Annotated in this window: 11 protein-coding genes; 3 read left to right on the top strand and 8 right to left on the bottom strand. The window is 70.7% G+C overall.

What is annotated here, in order from left to right:
* Positions 1–53: 53 nt before the first annotated feature.
* The 5 genes from AC2TEW_RS19525 to acnA all read right to left on the bottom strand — a co-directional run bounded on the left by AC2TEW_RS19525 (position 54) and on the right by acnA (position 7,956).
* Positions 54–998 carry a carbohydrate ABC transporter permease gene (locus AC2TEW_RS19525; RefSeq protein WP_484624637.1) on the bottom strand — a complete coding sequence of 315 codons (945 nt, stop codon included), beginning with the start codon at positions 996–998 and terminating at the stop codon, positions 54–56.
* A gap of 14 nt (positions 999–1,012) precedes the next feature.
* Positions 1,013–1,945: a carbohydrate ABC transporter permease gene (locus tag AC2TEW_RS19520; protein WP_484624636.1), complete on the bottom strand. Its 933-nt coding sequence runs from the start codon at positions 1,943–1,945 to the stop codon at positions 1,013–1,015.
* Positions 1,946–2,022: 77 nt separating this feature from the next.
* On the bottom strand, positions 2,023–3,432 hold the full coding sequence (gene ngcE, locus AC2TEW_RS19515; RefSeq protein WP_484624635.1) for an N-acetylglucosamine/diacetylchitobiose ABC transporter substrate-binding protein: 1,410 nt from the start codon (positions 3,430–3,432) through the stop codon (positions 2,023–2,025).
* Between the two features lie 384 nt (positions 3,433–3,816).
* Complete coding sequence (locus tag AC2TEW_RS19510; RefSeq protein WP_484624634.1) at positions 3,817–5,136, bottom strand: glycoside hydrolase family 18 protein; 1,320 nt, start codon at positions 5,134–5,136, stop codon at positions 3,817–3,819.
* A 171-nt stretch (positions 5,137–5,307) separates the two neighbouring features.
* Positions 5,308–7,956, bottom strand: a complete 2,649-nt coding sequence (gene acnA / locus AC2TEW_RS19505; protein WP_484624633.1) for an aconitate hydratase AcnA — start codon at positions 7,954–7,956, stop codon at positions 5,308–5,310.
* Positions 7,957–8,266: 310 nt separating this feature from the next.
* Here acnA and AC2TEW_RS19500 point away from each other — a divergent pair, with 310 nt between their 5' ends.
* Both AC2TEW_RS19500 and AC2TEW_RS19495 read left to right on the top strand, forming a co-directional pair.
* Entirely contained in the window at positions 8,267–8,683 is a 417-nt protein-coding gene (locus AC2TEW_RS19500) for a type II toxin-antitoxin system VapC family toxin (protein WP_484624632.1), read from the top strand.
* Positions 8,684–8,981: 298 nt separating this feature from the next.
* Positions 8,982–9,587 carry a superoxide dismutase family protein gene (locus tag AC2TEW_RS19495; protein WP_484624631.1) on the top strand — a complete coding sequence of 202 codons (606 nt, stop codon included), beginning with the start codon at positions 8,982–8,984 and terminating at the stop codon, positions 9,585–9,587.
* Positions 9,588–9,607: 20 nt separating this feature from the next.
* Here the strand turns inward: AC2TEW_RS19495 and argF are convergent, their stop codons facing one another.
* The 3 genes from argF to AC2TEW_RS19480 form a co-directional block, all read right to left on the bottom strand.
* Positions 9,608–10,606, bottom strand: a complete 999-nt coding sequence (gene argF, locus AC2TEW_RS19490; RefSeq protein ID WP_484624630.1) for an ornithine carbamoyltransferase — start codon at positions 10,604–10,606, stop codon at positions 9,608–9,610.
* Between the two features lie 312 nt (positions 10,607–10,918).
* On the bottom strand, positions 10,919–13,612 hold the full coding sequence (locus AC2TEW_RS19485; protein ID WP_484624629.1) for a polynucleotide kinase-phosphatase: 2,694 nt from the start codon (positions 13,610–13,612) through the stop codon (positions 10,919–10,921).
* Positions 13,609–15,240: a 3' terminal RNA ribose 2'-O-methyltransferase Hen1 gene (locus AC2TEW_RS19480; protein ID WP_484624628.1), complete on the bottom strand. Its 1,632-nt coding sequence runs from the start codon at positions 15,238–15,240 to the stop codon at positions 13,609–13,611. Before AC2TEW_RS19480 ends, AC2TEW_RS19485 begins: the two co-directional genes overlap by 4 nt.
* A 193-nt stretch (positions 15,241–15,433) precedes the next feature.
* On the opposite strand from AC2TEW_RS19480, the gene dapD reads away from it, so the two are divergent.
* Complete coding sequence (gene dapD / locus AC2TEW_RS19475) at positions 15,434–16,423, top strand: 2,3,4,5-tetrahydropyridine-2,6-dicarboxylate N-succinyltransferase (RefSeq protein WP_484624627.1); 990 nt, start codon at positions 15,434–15,436, stop codon at positions 16,421–16,423.
* Positions 16,424–16,510 lie beyond the last annotated feature (87 nt).

Below are 16,510 nucleotides of genomic sequence, written 5' to 3'. Positions count from 1 at the left end.
GACGGCCGCCCGGGGGTTCCCGGGCGGCCGTCCGTCTGCGCGTGGGGCGCGGGCTACTTGAGGGTGGCGGAGGTGAGGCCCGCCTGGACCTGCCGCTGGAAGGACAGGTAGACCACCAGCACCGGGAGCATCGCGATGGTCATGCCGGCGAACAGGGCCGGCGCGTCGCTCTTGTACCCGGACTGCAGGGCCAGGTTGACCAGGCCCTGGGCGAGCATCGAGTGGTCGGCCTCGCCGGCCGTGGTGGGCTGCATCAGGGTGACCGGCAGGATGTACTGGTTCCACTGGCCGAGCACGTTGAAGATGGCGACGCTGACCAGGCCGGGCTTGGCCATCGGCACCATGATCTGGAAGAACGCCCGGGTGTGCGAGCAGCCGTCCAGCATCGCCGCCTCGTGCACGGCGGTGGGCAGCGTGCGGAAGAACGAGTACAGGAAGAACACGGTGAAGGGCAGCGAGTACGCCACGTACACCAGGATCAGGCCGAGGTAGCTGTTGAGGCCGAGCAGCGGGGTGATCTCGCCCAGGTTGCGGACCATGAAGAACAGCGGGACCAGGGCGAGGTAGACCGGGAACATCGAGCCGGCCACGAACAGGTAGTAGATCGCCTTGTTGCCCTTGAACTCGTAGCGGGCCAGCACGTAGGCGGCCATGCCGCCGAGCAGCATGGTGAGCGTGAGCGAACCGGCGAGCACGATCAGGGTGTTGAGGAAGAAGCCGCCGATGCCCTTGGACCAGGCTCGGGTGAAGGCGTCGAAGCCCCAGCTGGCCGGCCAGGACCAGGCGCTGCCGTTGATCTGCGCGTCGGTCTTGAAGGAGCCGAGGACGACCCAGACCAGCGGGAAGATGATCAGCAGGGCCCAGACGGCGAGGAAGCCGTGCGAGAAGACGTTGAGGACGCCGCCGCCCTCGCCGAACCGGGTGGTCCGGTCGGCCTTCGGCCGCCCCGCCGCCCGCTGGGCGGGGACGGCCGGGTTGGTGTCGGTGCTAGTGCTCATGTCGATGGCCCCGCTCAGTACTCGATCCGGTCACGCTTGGTGGCCCAGAGCGAGACGACGGACAGGATCAGCGTGAAGAAGAAGATCACCACACCCATGGCGCAGGCGTAGCCGGCCTCACCGTTGCGCAGGAAGCTGCGCATCAGGTAGGTGGAGATCAACTCGCTGTGGTGGTCAGGGCCGCCGCCGAAGTAGGCGCCGGGCGTGATGCTGGAGACCAGGGCGAAGGCGTCCATGGCGACGATCGCGAGGTACACCCAGGCGGTCTGGACGGTCTCCCACAGCAGCGGCAGGGTGATCTTGAGGAAGGTCTGGCCGCGCTTGGCGCCGTCGAGCAGGGCCGCCTCGTAGATGTCCTTCGGGATGCCCTGCATGGCGGCCGAGAAGAGCACCAGGTAGAAGCCGACGCCGGACCAGACCAGCACCGCCAGCACGCACCACATGACCATGTCCGGGTCGGACAGCCACTGCACCGGGTGGGCCGCGTCGGCCAGGCCGAGCTTGATCAGGACGCCGTTGGCCAGGCCCGCGCCGTCGGTGCGGTAGACCGCGCCCCAGAGCACCGCGAGGATCGCGATCGACAGGACCTGCGGGAAGAAGAAGACCACCTTGTAGAAGGAGGCCCCGCGCACGCCCTGGACGCCGCCGGTGCCGCCCTTGCCGCCGACGTTGAGCATGAAGGCGAAGAACAGCGCGATCAGGATGGTGACCAGCGGCAGCAGGATCAGCAGCAGCAGGTTGTGCCAGATCGCGCCGAGGAAGACCTCGTCATCGAGGAGTTTCGCGTAGTTGTCCAGGCCGACGAAGTTCATCTCCTGGCTCTGTCCCGACCAGTCGGTCAGGGAGTATCCGAAGGTCTGCGCGTAGGGCCAGAGCACCAGTCCCACGTACAGCACGATCGGAAGAAAGAGGAACCCCACGATGAAGGGGTACTTGCCGTGACGCATCGCCACTTCTCCTGTCCTCGGGCAAGAGGCACCGGGGGCGGTTCGGGGCCCCCGGTGCGCTCTGAAAACTCCGCTGGTCAGGCGGTCTTGTTCTTGGTGGCCGACTCCTTGGCCCGCTTGATCCACTCGGCGGGATCGATGCGCGCGGCCATCAGCTCACCCGAGGCGTTCTGCAGGTCCTCGTCGAACTTGCTGGCGGTGTTCGGGTACTGGAAGTTGAAGGTGTTGGCGCCGGCCGCCTTGAGGGCGACCACGGTGGACGCGGTGCCGGGCTTCAGCTTGACCTCCGGGCCGACACCGTCCTTGAGGCAGGTGAGGCTGTTGGCGGTCTGGGCGAACTTGCCCGAGGCCTCCTTGGTCAGCATCATCCGCAGGAGCTCCAGGCCGCCCGCGACGTTCTTGGCCTTGGCCGGGACGATGAACGGCTCGCCGGCGCCGGCCCGGATCGCCTCGAAGGGCAGCTTGTCGCCGGGCAGCGACGGCATCGGCAGGAACGCCATGTCGAAGTCGGCGGGGGTGGAGGCGAGCTGCTCGTTCTCCAGCCAGGAGCCGGACGGGATGAACGCGGCCTTGTACTGGTTCCACGCGGTCTGCGACTCGGTGTGGGTCATGCCGTTGGTGCCGGGGAGCAGGAAGTCCTTGGAGACGATCTGGTAGAACGCCTCGACCGCGGTCTTGACGGCCGGGTCGTCCCAGGCGGCGGCGTCCAGGCCGTCGATCCGCTTCATGAGGTCGAGGCCGCCCTGCTTGGCGATCATGTCCATCATGACGACGTTGATGTAGTACGGGTACTTGCCCTGGTGGGCGACCGGGGCGATGCCGGCGGCCTTGATCTTGCCGCAGAGGTCGATGAACTCGGCCCAGGTCTTCGGCGGGGTCCAACCGTGGTCCTTGAACAGCTTGTTGGAGTACCAGAAGCCGAACACGGTGTAGACGTAGGACAGGTTGTAGACCTTGCCCTTGATGGTGCCGGACTCGATGGTGCCCGGCATCAGCACGTCCCGGACCTTCTTCGACGGGTCGTCGATGTACGGCGCGTCCAGCAGCGGGGTGAGCTCGGTCAGCTGGTTGGAGTCGGCGAGCACGTCCAGCTTGATCTGCTTGGCGCCGGAGTCGTCGATGACGTCCGGCGGGGAGCCGGCGTTGAAGCGCGGCTGCAGCTTGCCGGTGACGTCCTTGTCGGCCTGGTGGTTGATCTTGGCGCCGGGGTAGCTCTTCGAGTAGATGGCCTCGAAGGCCTTCGCGTACTCGTTGCCGTAGCCGCCGTCGAAGATGAAGACCTCGAGGCCGTCGGCCTCCTTCACCCCGAACGGGTTCTTGGCGTCGCTCAGGTTGAAGCCGCCCGCCCCCTTGGAGCCCTTGTCACTGCTGCCGCCGGTACCACCGGCGCAGGCGGCGAGCAGCGAGCCGCCGCCGGCCGCGAGCACGGCGATGCCGGCGGCCCGCTTGAAGATGTCACGACGGTTGTACTCGGTTGCAGAGCCCATGAGTGCCCAAACCCCTCGGTGTCCAGAGAAGAAGCAGACAGGTCTGACGGAGGGTCAATTCCTGTTCGGTCAGGCGCGCCTAGCGGCAAAGGTGCCGGTCAGAGGCGGTTTTCTTCGATGCGCAAAGGTATAGTCCACTGTTCATCTGGCGGCAATAGTCCGACCGCCGGATGTGCCGGGTAACGGTCAAAGCGTTGTCGGCGGTGCAGCATGTGCAATGTGCAGGGAGCCTGCATATTGCGCTCGCGCCCCGTCGATGACCGAGAATGTAGCGCGATCATGCGCGTTTGAACATAGAAACGCGCAGCTTCGCGCATCACCGAACCAGAACTGTGATGTGGCGAAGCCGCGCGTCCAGCACGCCGGCGGGCCGGCCGCGGTGGATCAGCGCCCGCTGCCGCCGAGCCCCCGGTCCAGGGCCCTGACCAGCGTGCCCTGGGCGTCATCGTTGTCCAATGCCCACATCATCACGCCCCCAAGCCCGTTCCAGCGGGTGTACTGGGCCTTGCGGGCCAGCAGCTCGGGGGTGTCGTACGACCAGAACTCGGTGCCGTCGTACTTCCAGGTCGCACCGTGCAGCCGGTCGTAGTGCACGGTGCCGGGCAGGTCCTTGATCTGGTTGTACGGCAGGTTCCCGCCACGCGCCGGGCCGGTCGCGCTCTGGTACAGCCCGGCCTTCGGACCGGCCGGCACGCCCGTCCAGCCGTAGCCGTAGAAGGGCACCCCGAGGACGGCCTGGCGGGCCGGCAGCCCCTTGTCCAGGTAGTGCCGGACCACCCGGTCCGCGCTGTAGCCCCGGTTGTCGGCGGCCGGGTCGGCGCGGTCGGAGTAGAGGTTGGCGCTGTGGTCGGTCGGCCCCTGCGCCTCCCAGGTGCCGTGCAGGTCGTAGGTCATCAGGTTCAGCCAGTCCACCGACCTGGCGACCTGGCGGATCTCCAGCCGGTCGGCCCGCGCCTCGTTGGCGGGCACCGCGGCGGTGAGCAGGTAGTGCGTCCGGGACCTGGCGCCGAGCGCATCCAGCTGACGGCGGAACTCCTGCATCAGCAGGGTGTAGTTGTGGCCGTCCTCGGGGCGCACCACGTTGCCCGGATCGCCGCCGCCGCCCGGGTACTCCCAGTCGATGTCGATGCCGTCGAAGACCCCGGCGCCCGCACCGGCGCCGCCCTCGGCGGAACCGAGCTGCGGCAGGTCGCCCTTGAGGTAGAGGTCGAGGCAGGAGGCGACGAACTTCTTGCGGGAGGCGTCGGTGAGGGCCGCGTCGGAGAAGTACTTCGACCAGGACCAGCCGCCGAGCGAGACCACCGCCCTGAGCTGCGGGTTGGCGGCCTTGAGCTTGCGCAGCTGGTTGAAGTTGCCCTTCAGCGGCTGCTCGGCGGTGTCGGCCCGGCCGTCCACCGACTCCTCGGCGCCGACCGGGCGCTGGTAGTCGGCCCAGGCGTCGCCGACGCCCGCGGCGTTGGCCTCGAAGCAGGTGCCGTCGGCGGACACGTTGCCGAAGGCGTAGTTGAGGACGGTGAGCCGGCCGGCCTGGCCGGAGTCCTGCACCTTCCTGGCGGAGAAGCCGCCGTAGATGCCCCACTGGGTGAAGTAGCCCACCCGCTGCCCCTGCAGGCGCGGGACGCGGTCCTGGGCCAGGGCGGCGGGCGAGGCGACGGCGGCGGCCACCGTGGCGGCGGCGAGGGCGGCTGCGGTACGACTGAGCATGCGCATGTGAGAAGACCCGTGGCTTTCTCTGAATCAGCGTCAAATGGTCTGGACCAAGCTGACAAAGAGGTTTAGTCCACGAGCGGTACCCCGCACAAGGGGTGTGCCGCAACGCGGACCGGGCCGCACCCCGGTGAAGGGGTGCGGCCCGGTCGCCGTACGGGGTACGGGTCAGCCGTTGATCAGGCTGCGCAGCACGTACTGCAGGATGCCGCCGTTGCGGTAGTAGTCCGCCTCGCCGGGGGTGTCGATGCGCACGACCGCGTCGAAGGTGACGTCACCCGCGGTGACCTTGACGGTCTTCGGGGTGCGGCCCTCGTTGAGCTCGGTGACACCGGTGAAGGAGAAGGTCTCCTCGCCGGTCAGGCCCAGGGACTCGGCGTTCTGGCCGGCCGGGAACTGCAGCGGCAGCACGCCCATGCCGATCAGGTTGGAGCGGTGGATGCGCTCGTAGGACTCGGCGATGACGGCCTTGACGCCGAGCAGCGCGGTGCCCTTGGCCGCCCAGTCGCGGGACGAGCCGGAGCCGTACTCCTTGCCTGCCAGGACGACCAGCGGGACGCCGGCGGCCTGGTAGTTCTGCGAGGCGTCGTAGATGAACGACACCGGCGCGTCGGCCTGGGTGAAGTCGCGGGTGTAGCCGCCCTCGGTGCCCGGCGCGATCTGGTTGCGCAGGCGGATGTTGGCGAAGGTGCCGCGGATCATGACCTCGTGGTTGCCACGGCGCGAGCCGTAGGAGTTGAAGTCACGCTTCTCCACGCCGTGCTCGGTGAGGTACTGCGCCGCCGGGGTGCCCGGCTTGATGTTGCCGGCCGGGGAGATGTGGTCGGTGGTGACCGAGTCGCCCAGCTTGGCGAGGACGCGGGCGCCGGCGATGTCGTTCACCGGGCTCGGGGTCTTCGCCATGCCCTCGAAGTACGGGGGCTTGCGGACGTAGGTGGACTCGGCGTCCCACTCGAAGGTGTTGCCGGTCGGGACCGGGAGCGACTGCCAGCGGTGGTCACCGGCGAAGACGTCCTGGTAGCCCTTGTCGAACATGGCCTCGTCGATGGAGCCGGCGACGGTGTCGGCGACCTCCTGCTCGGAGGGCCAGATGTCGGCGAGGAAGACGTCGTTGCCGTCGGCGTCCTGGCCCAGGGCGTCCTTGGTGATGTCGATGTTCATGTTGCCGGCCAGGGCGTAGGCGACCACCAGCGGCGGGGACGCCAGGTAGTTCATCTTGACGTCCGGGTTGATCCGGCCCTCGAAGTTGCGGTTGCCGGAGAGCACCGAGACGACCGCGAGGTCGGACTCGTTGACGGCGGCCGAGACCTCCTCGGGCAGCGGGCCCGAGTTGCCGATGCAGGTGACGCAGCCGTAGCCGACCAGGTTGAAGCCCAGCTTCTCCATGTACGGGAGCAGGCCGGCCTTCTCGTAGTAGTCCATGACGACCTTGGACCCGGGGGCCAGGGTGGTCTTGACCCACGGCTTGACCGTGAGGCCCTTCTCCACGGCCTTCTTCGCCAGCAGGGCGGCGCCCAGCATGACGGAGGGGTTGGAGGTGTTGGTGCAGGAGGTGATCGAGGCGATCACGACCGCGCCGTTGTCGATCGCGTACGAGGTGCCGTCAGGGGCGGTGACGGTGGTCGGCTTCGACGCCTCGGAGGAGTACGTCGGCAGCGCCTCGGCGAACTTCTGCGCGGCCTCGGAGAGGATCACGCGGTCCTGCGGGCGCTTCGGGCCGGAGATCGACGGGACGACGGTGGAGACGTCCAGCTCCAGGTACTCGGAGAAGACCGGCTCGACCGACGGGTCGTGCCACAGGCCCTGCTCCTTGGCGTACGCCTCGACCAGGGCGAGCTGCTGCTCGTCGCGGCCGGTGAGCTTCAGGTAGTTGATGGTCTCGGCGTCGATCGGGAAGATCGCACAGGTCGAGCCGAACTCCGGCGACATGTTGCCGATGGTGGCGCGGTTCGCCAGCGGGATCGAGGTGACGCCCTCGCCGTAGAACTCGACGAACTTGCCGACCACACCGTGCTTGCGCAGCATCTCGGTGATGGTGAGCACCAGGTCGGTGGCGGTGGTGCCGGCCGGGAGCTGGCCGTTGAGCTTGAAGCCGACCACGCGCGGGATCAGCATGGAGACCGGCTGGCCGAGCATCGCGGCCTCGGCCTCGATGCCGCCGACGCCCCAGCCCAGCACGCCCAGGCCGTTGACCATGGTGGTGTGCGAGTCGGTGCCGACGCAGGTGTCGGGGTACGCCTGGCCGTTACGGACCATGACCGTGCGGGCCAGGTGCTCGATGTTGACCTGGTGGACGATGCCGGTGCCGGGCGGGACGACCTTGAACTCGTCGAACGCGGTCTGGCCCCAGCGCAGGAACTGGTAGCGCTCCTTGTTGCGGCCGTACTCGATCTCGACGTTCTGGACGAAGGCGTCCGGGGTGCCGAACTTGTCGGCGATGACGGAGTGGTCGATGACCAGCTCGGCCGGGGCCAGCGGGTTGATCTTCGCCGGGTCGCCGCCGAGGTCCTTGACGGCCTCGCGCATGGTGGCGAGGTCGACGACGCACGGAACACCGGTGAAGTCCTGCATGATCACGCGGGCCGGGGTGAACTGGATCTCCTCGGACGGCTCGGCCATCGGGTCCCAGCCGCCCAGGGCGCGGATGTGGTCGGCGGTGATGTTCGCGCCGTCCTCGGTGCGGAGCAGGTTCTCCAGCAGGACCTTGAGGCTGTAGGGCAGCCGCTCGGAACCCTCGACGGCGGAGAGCTTGAAGATCTCGTACGACTCGTCGCCCACCTGCAGCGAGCTGCGGGCGTCGAAGCTGTTCGCGGACACGACTGACTCCTTCTAGGTCCACCCAGTGGTAAGGTAAGCCTTACTTAGGCTCCGCCTCGCCACGATGGAAGGCGTGCGCCTCTCGGCAAGTATCTTGATGTCAAGATAAATCATAGCGTGTAGTTATCTCGACGTCGAGATAAACCATAGTGCATGCCCGTCGGCGGGACGAAGGCAGGCATGCCCGGGCATCCTCTCCAAACTTCACCTGCCGACCGGCCGCCGCAACCGCAGCCGCGGCCACCGACAGGGCGGTGGCCGCGCTACCGTGGACCGCGTTCGAAGATCCTTCAGGCAGGGGGCCGGCCCGGTGATAGTTGTCGACGCATCAGCCCTGGTCCTGGCCTTGGCGGACGAGGGCGAACGGGGCGACGCCGCCCGGGCCGCGCTGGCCGCCGAGACCGACTGGGCAGCGCCCGAACACGTCCTGATCGAGGTGATGCAGTCCCTGCGCGGGCTGTACCTCGCCCGGCAGGTCGACGCCGCCCGGGTCGCCGAGCTGGCGGCGGAACTCCCCCGGATCGCCATCCGCAGGGTCGAGGTCACCGCGCTGCTCGGCCGGATCTGGGAGCTCAAGGACAACCTCACGCCGGACGACGCCGCCTACGTGGCCGTCGCCGAGCAGCTCGGGGCGCCCCTCGTCACCGCGGACCTGCGGCTGATGCGGGCGAGCGGTCCGCGCTGCGAGATCCGCGGCATCGGGGCGGCGGGCGGGCCGAAGGGCTGACCGGCGGGCTGACCGGGCGGGCGGGCGGGGCGGGAGGACCGGCAGAAGGACTGGCAGGAGGACTTGGCGGGGCCGGGCGGGAGGGCGGGCCCATGGGCCGGGTCTCGTGTGCGGGTGGGCTGGGTCTCGCGTGTGCGCGGGCCGGGTCTCGCGTGTGCGCGGGCCGGGTCTCGTGAGTGCGGGTGGGCCGGTCTCGTACGGGTGAGCTTGGACGGGCGTCGGCACGGCGGCGTGCGGCGCGAGGAGTCCGGGCGCCACGGTGGGCGGTGCCCGGCCCGCCGTCCGAAAGGTCCGCCCGATGACCGTCCCGCTCGCCACCCTGGCCACCGCTCTGGCGCCGCTCGCCCTGCTGCCCGGGGTACCGCCGGCACCGGCCACCGCCGCCGGGCCGCCGACCTTCCCGCTGCAGGCCTTCCCGCTGCCGGCCGCGGCGCTGCCGACGGTGGTGGACGCCGACTTCGACCCGGCCTCGGCGTTCGTCCCGCCGGTGGCGATCAGCTACGCCCGGGACCTCGTGCCGTACGGCGCACACGCCCGGGTCACCGTCGAGCGCGGCGCGGGGCGGACAGTGGTCACGGTCGAGCTGACCGGGGTCGCCCCGGGGCGCCTCTTCCCGGCCCACGTCCACACCGGGCGGTGCAGCGCCGACCCCGCCGCCTCCGGGCCGCACTACCAGGACCGGGCCGACCCGGTGCAGCCGTCCACCGACCCCGCCTACGCCAACGACCGCAACGAGGCCCGCACCACCGTCCGCACCGACGCCGCCGGGTCCGGCAGCGCCCTGACGGCCGTGCCCTGGGCCTTCCGGACGGGCGCGGCCCACTCCCTGGTGCTGCACGCGGGCGACCCGGCCGGGGCGCACCCGGCGGCCGAGCGGGTGGCCTGCGTGAACGTCGACTTCTGAGCGCCGGGACGCTCGGGACGTCAGCCCAGGGTCGCGACCAGGACGGCCTTGATGGTGTGGAGGCGGTTCTCGGCCTGGTCGAAGACGACCGAGTGGTGCGACTCGAAGAGCTCGTCGGTGACCTCCAGTTCGGTCATCCCGGTCGCCTCGTACAGCTGCCGGCCGACCTCGGTGCCGAGGTCGTGATACGCGGGCAGGCAGTGCAGGAACCGAACCGCCGGGTTGCCGGTGGCCCGGACGGTGTCCATCGAGACCTGGTACGGCTTCAGCATTGCGACGCGGTCGGCCCAGACCTCCTTCGGCTCCCCCATCGACACCCAGACGTCGGTGTAGAGGAAGTCCGCGCCCGCCACCCCGGCCGCGACGTCCTCGGTGAGAGTGATCCGGGCACCGGTCCGCCCGGCCAGCTCCTCGGCGGCCTTGCGGACCTCCTCGGCCGGCCAGAGCTGCTGCGGGGCGACGATCCGGATGTCCATGCCGAGCAGGGCGCCGGTGACCAGCAGGGAGTTGCCGGTGTTGAAGCGGGCGTCGCCGAGGTAGACCAGCGTCACGTCGGCGAGCGGCTTGGTCGAGTGCTCCCTGATGGTGAGGACGTCGGCGAGCATCTGGGTCGGGTGCCACTCGTCGGTGAGGCCGTTCCACACCGGCACGCCCGCGTGCGCGGCCAGCTCCTCGACGATCTCCTGGCCGTAGCCGCGGTACTCGATGCCGTCGAACATCCGGCCGAGCACCCGGGCCGAGTCCTTGATCGACTCCTTGTGGCCGAGCTGCGAGCCGGCCGGGTCGAGGTAGGTGGTGGAGGCGCCCTGGTCGTGGGCGGCGACCTCGAAGGCGCACCGGGTCCGGGTGGAGGTCTTCTCGAAGATCAAGGCGATGTTCTTGCCGCGCAGCCGGGGCTGCTCGGTGCCCGCGTACTTGGCGGCCTTGAGCTGGGCGGCCAGATCCACCAGGTGCCGGAACTCCTGGGGCGTGAGGTCCAGCTCCTTGAGCAAGTGCCGGTTCCGGAGGTTGAAGGCCATGCCGGGCTCCTGGGTCGTCTGGCGGATCGGGGCTACTCGGCGGACCGAGACGGGAAGTGTATACGACTGGCAGAATTTATATGCATCCCGGGGATGGCGGCGGCCCCACGGCGCGCGGGACATCCCGGAAACTCCCGGGGTGCCCCGGCTGTTCGCCGTGGGGCCGGACGGCGGCACAGCCACCGAGTGGTGACGGTCGCCGGGTGGAGGCCGCCTGGCAGCGGCGGTCGCCGGGTGGTGGCATGGCCGATGCCGGGTGGCGGCGGCCACCGAGCGGTGACGGTCGCCGGGTGGTGAGAGCCCTGGCCCTGGCTACAGCCTCGGGTCCACCGGCTCCGACTCCAGCGCCAGCACCGCGAACACCGGCTCGTGCACCCGCCACAGCGGCTCCCCGGCCGCCAGCCGGTCCAGTGCCTCCAGGCCGAGGGCGTACTCGCGCAGGGCGAGCGAGCGCTTGTGGCCGAGGAAGCGCTGGCGCAGCTGGTCCAGGTACTGGGTGTAGTCCGGACCGTAGATGATCCGCAGGTACTCGCGGCCGCGGACCTTGACCCCCGGCTGGACCAGCCGGCCGTCCGCACCGCCCCGGACCAGCGAGGCCAGCGGCTTGACCACCATGCCCTCGCCGCCCTCCGCGGTGAGCTCCTCCCACCAGGCCACACCGGCCGCGACCGAGGCCTCGTCCGAGGTGTCCACCACCAGCCGGCCGGTGCGCCGGAGGATCGGCGCGGCCGGGTCGTCCGCGTCGACCAGCCGGTCGATCCAGCCGAGGTGCTCGTCGTGCGGGCGCACGGCGAGGTTGGCGCCCTCGGCGGCCAGCACCTGGAAGGGTGCCAGGCGGATGCCGGAGAGCCCCTCGGTCGGCCAGCAGTAGCGGCGGTAGGCGGCGGTGAACGCCTCCGCGTCCGCCGCGCGCTGCCGCTGCTGGGCCGTCAGTTCGGCGACCTCCAGGCCGCGGCCGGCGGCCAGCTCCAGCGCCGCGAGGACCTGCGGCAGTGCGGCACCGGCCGCCGCGCCGACCGCCGCGTACTGGCGCCGCAGCAGCTCGGCGGCCTTGAGCGACCAGGGCATCAGTTCGGCGTCGAGCAGCAGCCAGCCGGTCTCCAGCTCGTCGAACAGTCCGGCCCGCTCGGCGGCGGCGCGGACCCGGTCGAGAACGGCCGCGGTCAGCTCCTCGTCGCCGAGGAACGCCCGGCCCGTCCTGGTCCAGATCGCACCCGGTCCGGCCAGGTCGAACCGCTTCTCCAGGGCGGCGTCGTCGCGGGCCACCAGCACCACGGCACGCGAACCCATGTGCTTCTCCTCGCACACCACCTGCCGCACCCCGTCGTGCGCGTAGGCGAGGAACGCCTCCTCGGGGTGCTCCAGGTAGCCCTCGCGGCGCGAGGTCGCGCAGGGCGCCATGGTCGGCGGCAGGTAGCTGAGCAGCCGGGGGTCGAGCGCGAACCGGCTCATCACCTCCAGCGCCGCCGCCGCGTTCTCCTCCCGGATCGACACCCGCCCGTGGTGGGCGGTCTCCACGATCCGGCGGCCGGCCACGTCGCCGAGGTCCAGCGGGCGGCCCTCCCGGGAACCGGGGGCGTCCGTGTGCATCGGACGGACCGGGGCGTACCACTCCTGCTCGGCCGGCACGCTCACCAGCTCGCGCTCGGGGTAGCGCAGGGCGGTGAGGCTGCCGCCGAAGACGCAGCCGGTGTCCAGGCAGATGGTGTTGTTGACGAAGCTCGCGACGGGCACCGGCGTGTGGCCGTAGACCACCAGCGCCTTGCCGCGGTACTCCTCGGCCCACGGGTAGCGCACCGGCAGGCCGTACTCGTCGGTCTCGCCGGTGGTGTCGCCGTAGAGGGCGTGCGAGCGCACCCGGCCGGAGTTGCGGCCGTGGTACTTCTCGGGCAGGCCGGCGTGGCAGACCACCAGGGCGCCGCCGTCGAGGAGGTAGTGGCTGACCAGGTCGCGCATGAAGGCGCGGACCTCGGCGCGGAACTCCTCCGGCTCCGCAGCCAGCTGGTCCAGCGACTCCTGGAGGCCGTGCGAGACGGTGACCTTGCGGCCGGCCATGTGTCGGCCGAGCTTGTTCTCGTGGTTTCCGGGCACGCAGATCGCGTGGCCGGCCCGGACCATGCCCATCACCAGGCGCAGGACGCCGGGGGTGTCGGGGCCGCGGTCGACCAGGTCACCGACGAACACCGCGGTGCGGCCCTCGGGGTGCACGGCGTCGACCGGCCGGCCCTGGTCGTCCCGGGTGAGGGTGTAGCCGAGGCGCTCGAGCAGCGTCTCCAGCTCGGAGCGGCAGCCGTGGATGTCACCGACGATGTCGAACGGGCCGGTGAGGTGCCGGAGGTCGTTGTAACGCTTCTCGGTCACAATCTCGGCCGCCGCCACCTCGGCCTCGCCGCGCAGGATGTGGACCTTGCGGAAGCCCTCGCGTTCCAGGCCGCGCAGCGAACGGCGCAGCTCGCGCTGCTGGCGCGGGATGACGTGCGGCGGGAGCTGCCGGTCGGGGCGGTGCCGGTTGCGCTCGGCACAGACGGCCGGGGGGATGTCGAGCACGATGGCGATCGGCAGAACGTCGTGCGCGCGCGCCAGCGCGATGAGCTGCTTGCGGGCCTCCTGCTGCACGTTGGTGGCGTCCACGACGGTGAGCCGGCCGGCCGCGAGCCGCTTGCCGACGATGTAGTGCAGGACGTCGAAGGCGTCGGAGGAGGCCGACTGGTCGTTCTCGTCGTCGGCGACCAGGCCGCGGCAGAAGTCCGAGGAGACCACCTCGGTGGGCCTGAAGTGCTTGCGGGCGAAGCTGGACTTGCCGGCTCCGGTGGTCCCGATCAGCACCACGAGGGAGACGTCGGTGACGGGCAGGCGGCGCGGCTCGTACGCCGGGGCATCGGTGGTGGCGCCGCTGGTGGCGCTGACGTCGGCGTCGGCGGTCACAGTCTCGGGCGCCGTCTCGGGCGCGGTTTCGGCGTTGCCGGGCTGCGCGGCCTCGGCGGGCTGTGCTGCGTCGGTGGTCATCGGGTCGCGCTCCCTTCCTGCGAAGTGGTGGTGTCCGCTGCCCCGCCGATGCGGAACAGCGCGAGCTGGGTCGGCGCGCCGACCTCGTCGTCCCAGGGGCCGACCGGACGGAGGCTGACGGTGTAGCCGTACTTGCGGGCCACCTCGTCGGCCCAGGAGGCGAACTCCGCGCGGGTCCACTCGAAGCGGTGGTCCGCGTGCCGGACGTGGCCGGCCGGGAGGGTCTCCCAGCGGACGTTGTACTCGACGTTGGGTGTGGTCACGATGACGGACGCCGGGCGGGCGGCGCCGAACACCGCGTACTCCAGGGCCGGCAGCCGGGGCAGGTCGAGGTGCTCGACGACCTCGGAGAGCACGGCCGCGTCGTAGCCCTTGAGGCGCGCGTCGGTGTAGGTCAGGGCGCCCTGGACCAACTTGACCCGGGCCGACTGACGCTCGGTCATCCGGTCCAGCCGCAGCTTACGCGCGGCGGCGGCCAGGGCACGGGAGGACACGTCCACCCCGAGCACCTCGGTGAACCGGACGTCCTTGAGCAGCGCCCCGACCAGCTCGCCCTGTCCGCAGCCCAGGTCGAGCACCCGGGCGGCCCCGGTCTCGTGCAGCGCGGCGACGATCGCCTCCCGGCGCTGGACCGCGAGCGGGACGGACTTGGCCTCGGCGGGCAGCCCGACGGACGGCGCCCCGGTGGACGACTCCGCGGACGACTCCTCGCCCGGCGCCCTCTCGGCGAGCGGCGTCCCGCCCAGCGACGTCCCGGCCGGCGACGTCTCGGCGGTGCCCTCGATCTCCTGGTCCTCGGGGAGGTCGTCGACTGCGTTGTCCACCTCCTCCACCTCTCGGTCGTCGGCCTCGGCCAGCCGGGCCAGGGCAAGGCGTTCCAGCGCCAGCCGGGTGAGCGACCAGCGGCGGGCCAGGTACCGACGGGTGATCAGGGCCAGCTCGGGGTGGGTGCCCAGCCAGCCCTCGCCCGCGGCGAGCAGCTTGTCGACCTCGTCAGGTGCCACCCAGTAGTGCTTGGCCCCGTCGAGCACCGGCAGCAGGACGTACAGCTGCTGGAGCGCATCGGACAGCCGGACCGTGCCGGTCAGGGTGAGTCGGACGTAGCGGGAGGCGCCCCACTCGGGGAAGGTCTCGTCCAGCGGGAGCTGCGCCGCGTCGACCTGCCAGCCGAGCGGTTCGAACAGCCTGGTCACCAGGTCGGCTCCGCCACCGTCACCGGTGCCGTTGGCGGGCACCGCGGGAAGCGAGATCCGCAGCGGAAGCGGCTGCTCGGCGAGACCGGGACGCAGCTCGCAGACGCCCTTCATCGCTGAGCGGAAGACCGTCCGCAGCGCCACCGCGAGCAGCGAGGACGCGGCGTAGGGCCGGTCGTTGACGTACTGGGCCAACGCGAAGTCGGGCGAGCCGCCGCGACCCTTGCCCCGGCCCTGGCGGACCAGCGCGACGGGGTCGACCTCGAGGAGCAGCACTGCCGTGCACGCCGCCTCGGCCGCCTCGGGGTAGAGGACATGGGCCACGCCGTGGGACGTCGAGAACCGCTGCACCTTGTCGGGGTGCTTGTGGAGCAGAAATCCCAGGTCAGTGGCGGGCCGTTCGGCCGTGCCTGTGGTGGAGATCGAGATGAACACCTGTCCGAGTATCGCGGAGTGGCGCCTCGCCGGTCACCGGGTTTTGGCCGGTGGGCCGGTGCCCGGGCTCCGCCAGGCGGCCCGCCCGCAGGCGGGCGGCGGTGCTCCGGCAGGCCTCCGGCGGGGCCCGGCACGGCGTCCGCACGATGGGCGCTTTCGGCAACGGCGACCGGGATTGGTTAACGTGCACCGTGTGACTGCTGAAACCTCCTCCCTCGCACGCGGTGCCGTCGCCGCCGGTCTGGCCACCGTCACCGCGGACGGCACCATCCTCGACACCTGGTACCCCGCGCCGGAGCTGGCCGACGAGCCCGGCCAGGCCGGCACCGTACGGCTGACCGCCGAGGAGGCCGAGGCCGCGATCGGCCCGGGTGCCTCCGAGGCGCTGCGCGGCGACGCCCGCCGCGGCGTCGAGATCGTCGCGGTGCGCACCGTGATCTCCTCGCTGGACGACAAGCCGCTCGACGCGCACGACGCCTACCTCCGGCTCCACCTGCTCAGCCACCGCCTGGTCAAGCCGCACGGCCAGAACCTGGACGGCATCTTCGGTCTGCTGGCCAACGTCGCCTGGACCAGCATCGGGCCGGTGCCGGTGGACCGGGTCGAACAGGCCCGGCTCGCCGTCCGCTCGCAGGGCGGCCAGCTCGCCGTGTACGGCATCGACAAGTTCCCGCGGATGACGGACTACGTCGCGCCGGGCGGCGTGCGGATCGCGCACGCGGACCGGGTCCGGCTCGGCGCCCACCTGGCCGAGGGCACCACCGTGATGCACGAGGGCTTCGTGAACTTCAACGCGGGCACCCTCGGCACCTCGATGGTGGAGGGCCGGATCAGCGCGGGTGTGGTGGTCGGCGACCACAGCGACATCGGCGGCGGCGCCTCGATCATGGGCACCCTGTCCGGCGGCGGCAAGCAGGTCGTCTCGGTCGGCGAGCGCTGCCTGCTCGGCGCCAACGCCGGTATCGGTATCTCGCTCGGCAGCGACTGCGTGGTCGAGGCCGGTCTGTACGTCACCGCCGGCACCCGGGTGACCACCCCGGACGGCAAGATCGCCAAGGCGGTGGAGCTGTCCGGCCAGGACAACCTGCTGTTCCGCCGGAACTCGCAGAGCGGCGCGGTCGAGGTCATCGCCCGCTCCGGCTCCTGGGGCGGTCTCAACGCGGAGCTTCACGCGCACAACTGATCTCCTCTCCTGTTCCACCCCGGGCCTGGGGTTTCCGCTTTTTCCTCCTAAAAGAGGGGAAAAAAACACAACCGCCCGTTCCCGCCA

Source organism: Kitasatospora sp. NEAU-CNBT7, from assembly GCF_057220535.1.
Note: the sequence above shows the minus strand (reverse complement) of the source record. Positions and strands in the feature narration are given on the sequence as shown.

Coding starts and splice junctions, on each gene's coding strand:
- AC2TEW_RS19510 (WP_484624634.1), bottom strand. CDS start 5,136: ATGCTCAGTCGTACCGCAGCCGCCCTCGCCGCCGCCACGGTGGCCGCC.
- argF (WP_484624630.1), bottom strand. CDS start 10,606: ATGGCCTTCAACCTCCGGAACCGGCACTTGCTCAAGGAGCTGGACCTC.
- ngcE (WP_484624635.1), bottom strand. CDS start 3,432: ATGGGCTCTGCAACCGAGTACAACCGTCGTGACATCTTCAAGCGGGCC.
- AC2TEW_RS19525 (WP_484624637.1), bottom strand. CDS start 998: ATGAGCACTAGCACCGACACCAACCCGGCCGTCCCCGCCCAGCGGGCG.
- AC2TEW_RS19520 (WP_484624636.1), bottom strand. CDS start 1,945: ATGCGTCACGGCAAGTACCCCTTCATCGTGGGGTTCCTCTTTCTTCCG.
- AC2TEW_RS19485 (WP_484624629.1), bottom strand. CDS start 13,612: ATGACCACCGACGCAGCACAGCCCGCCGAGGCCGCGCAGCCCGGCAAC.
- AC2TEW_RS19495 (WP_484624631.1), top strand. CDS start 8,982: ATGACCGTCCCGCTCGCCACCCTGGCCACCGCTCTGGCGCCGCTCGCC.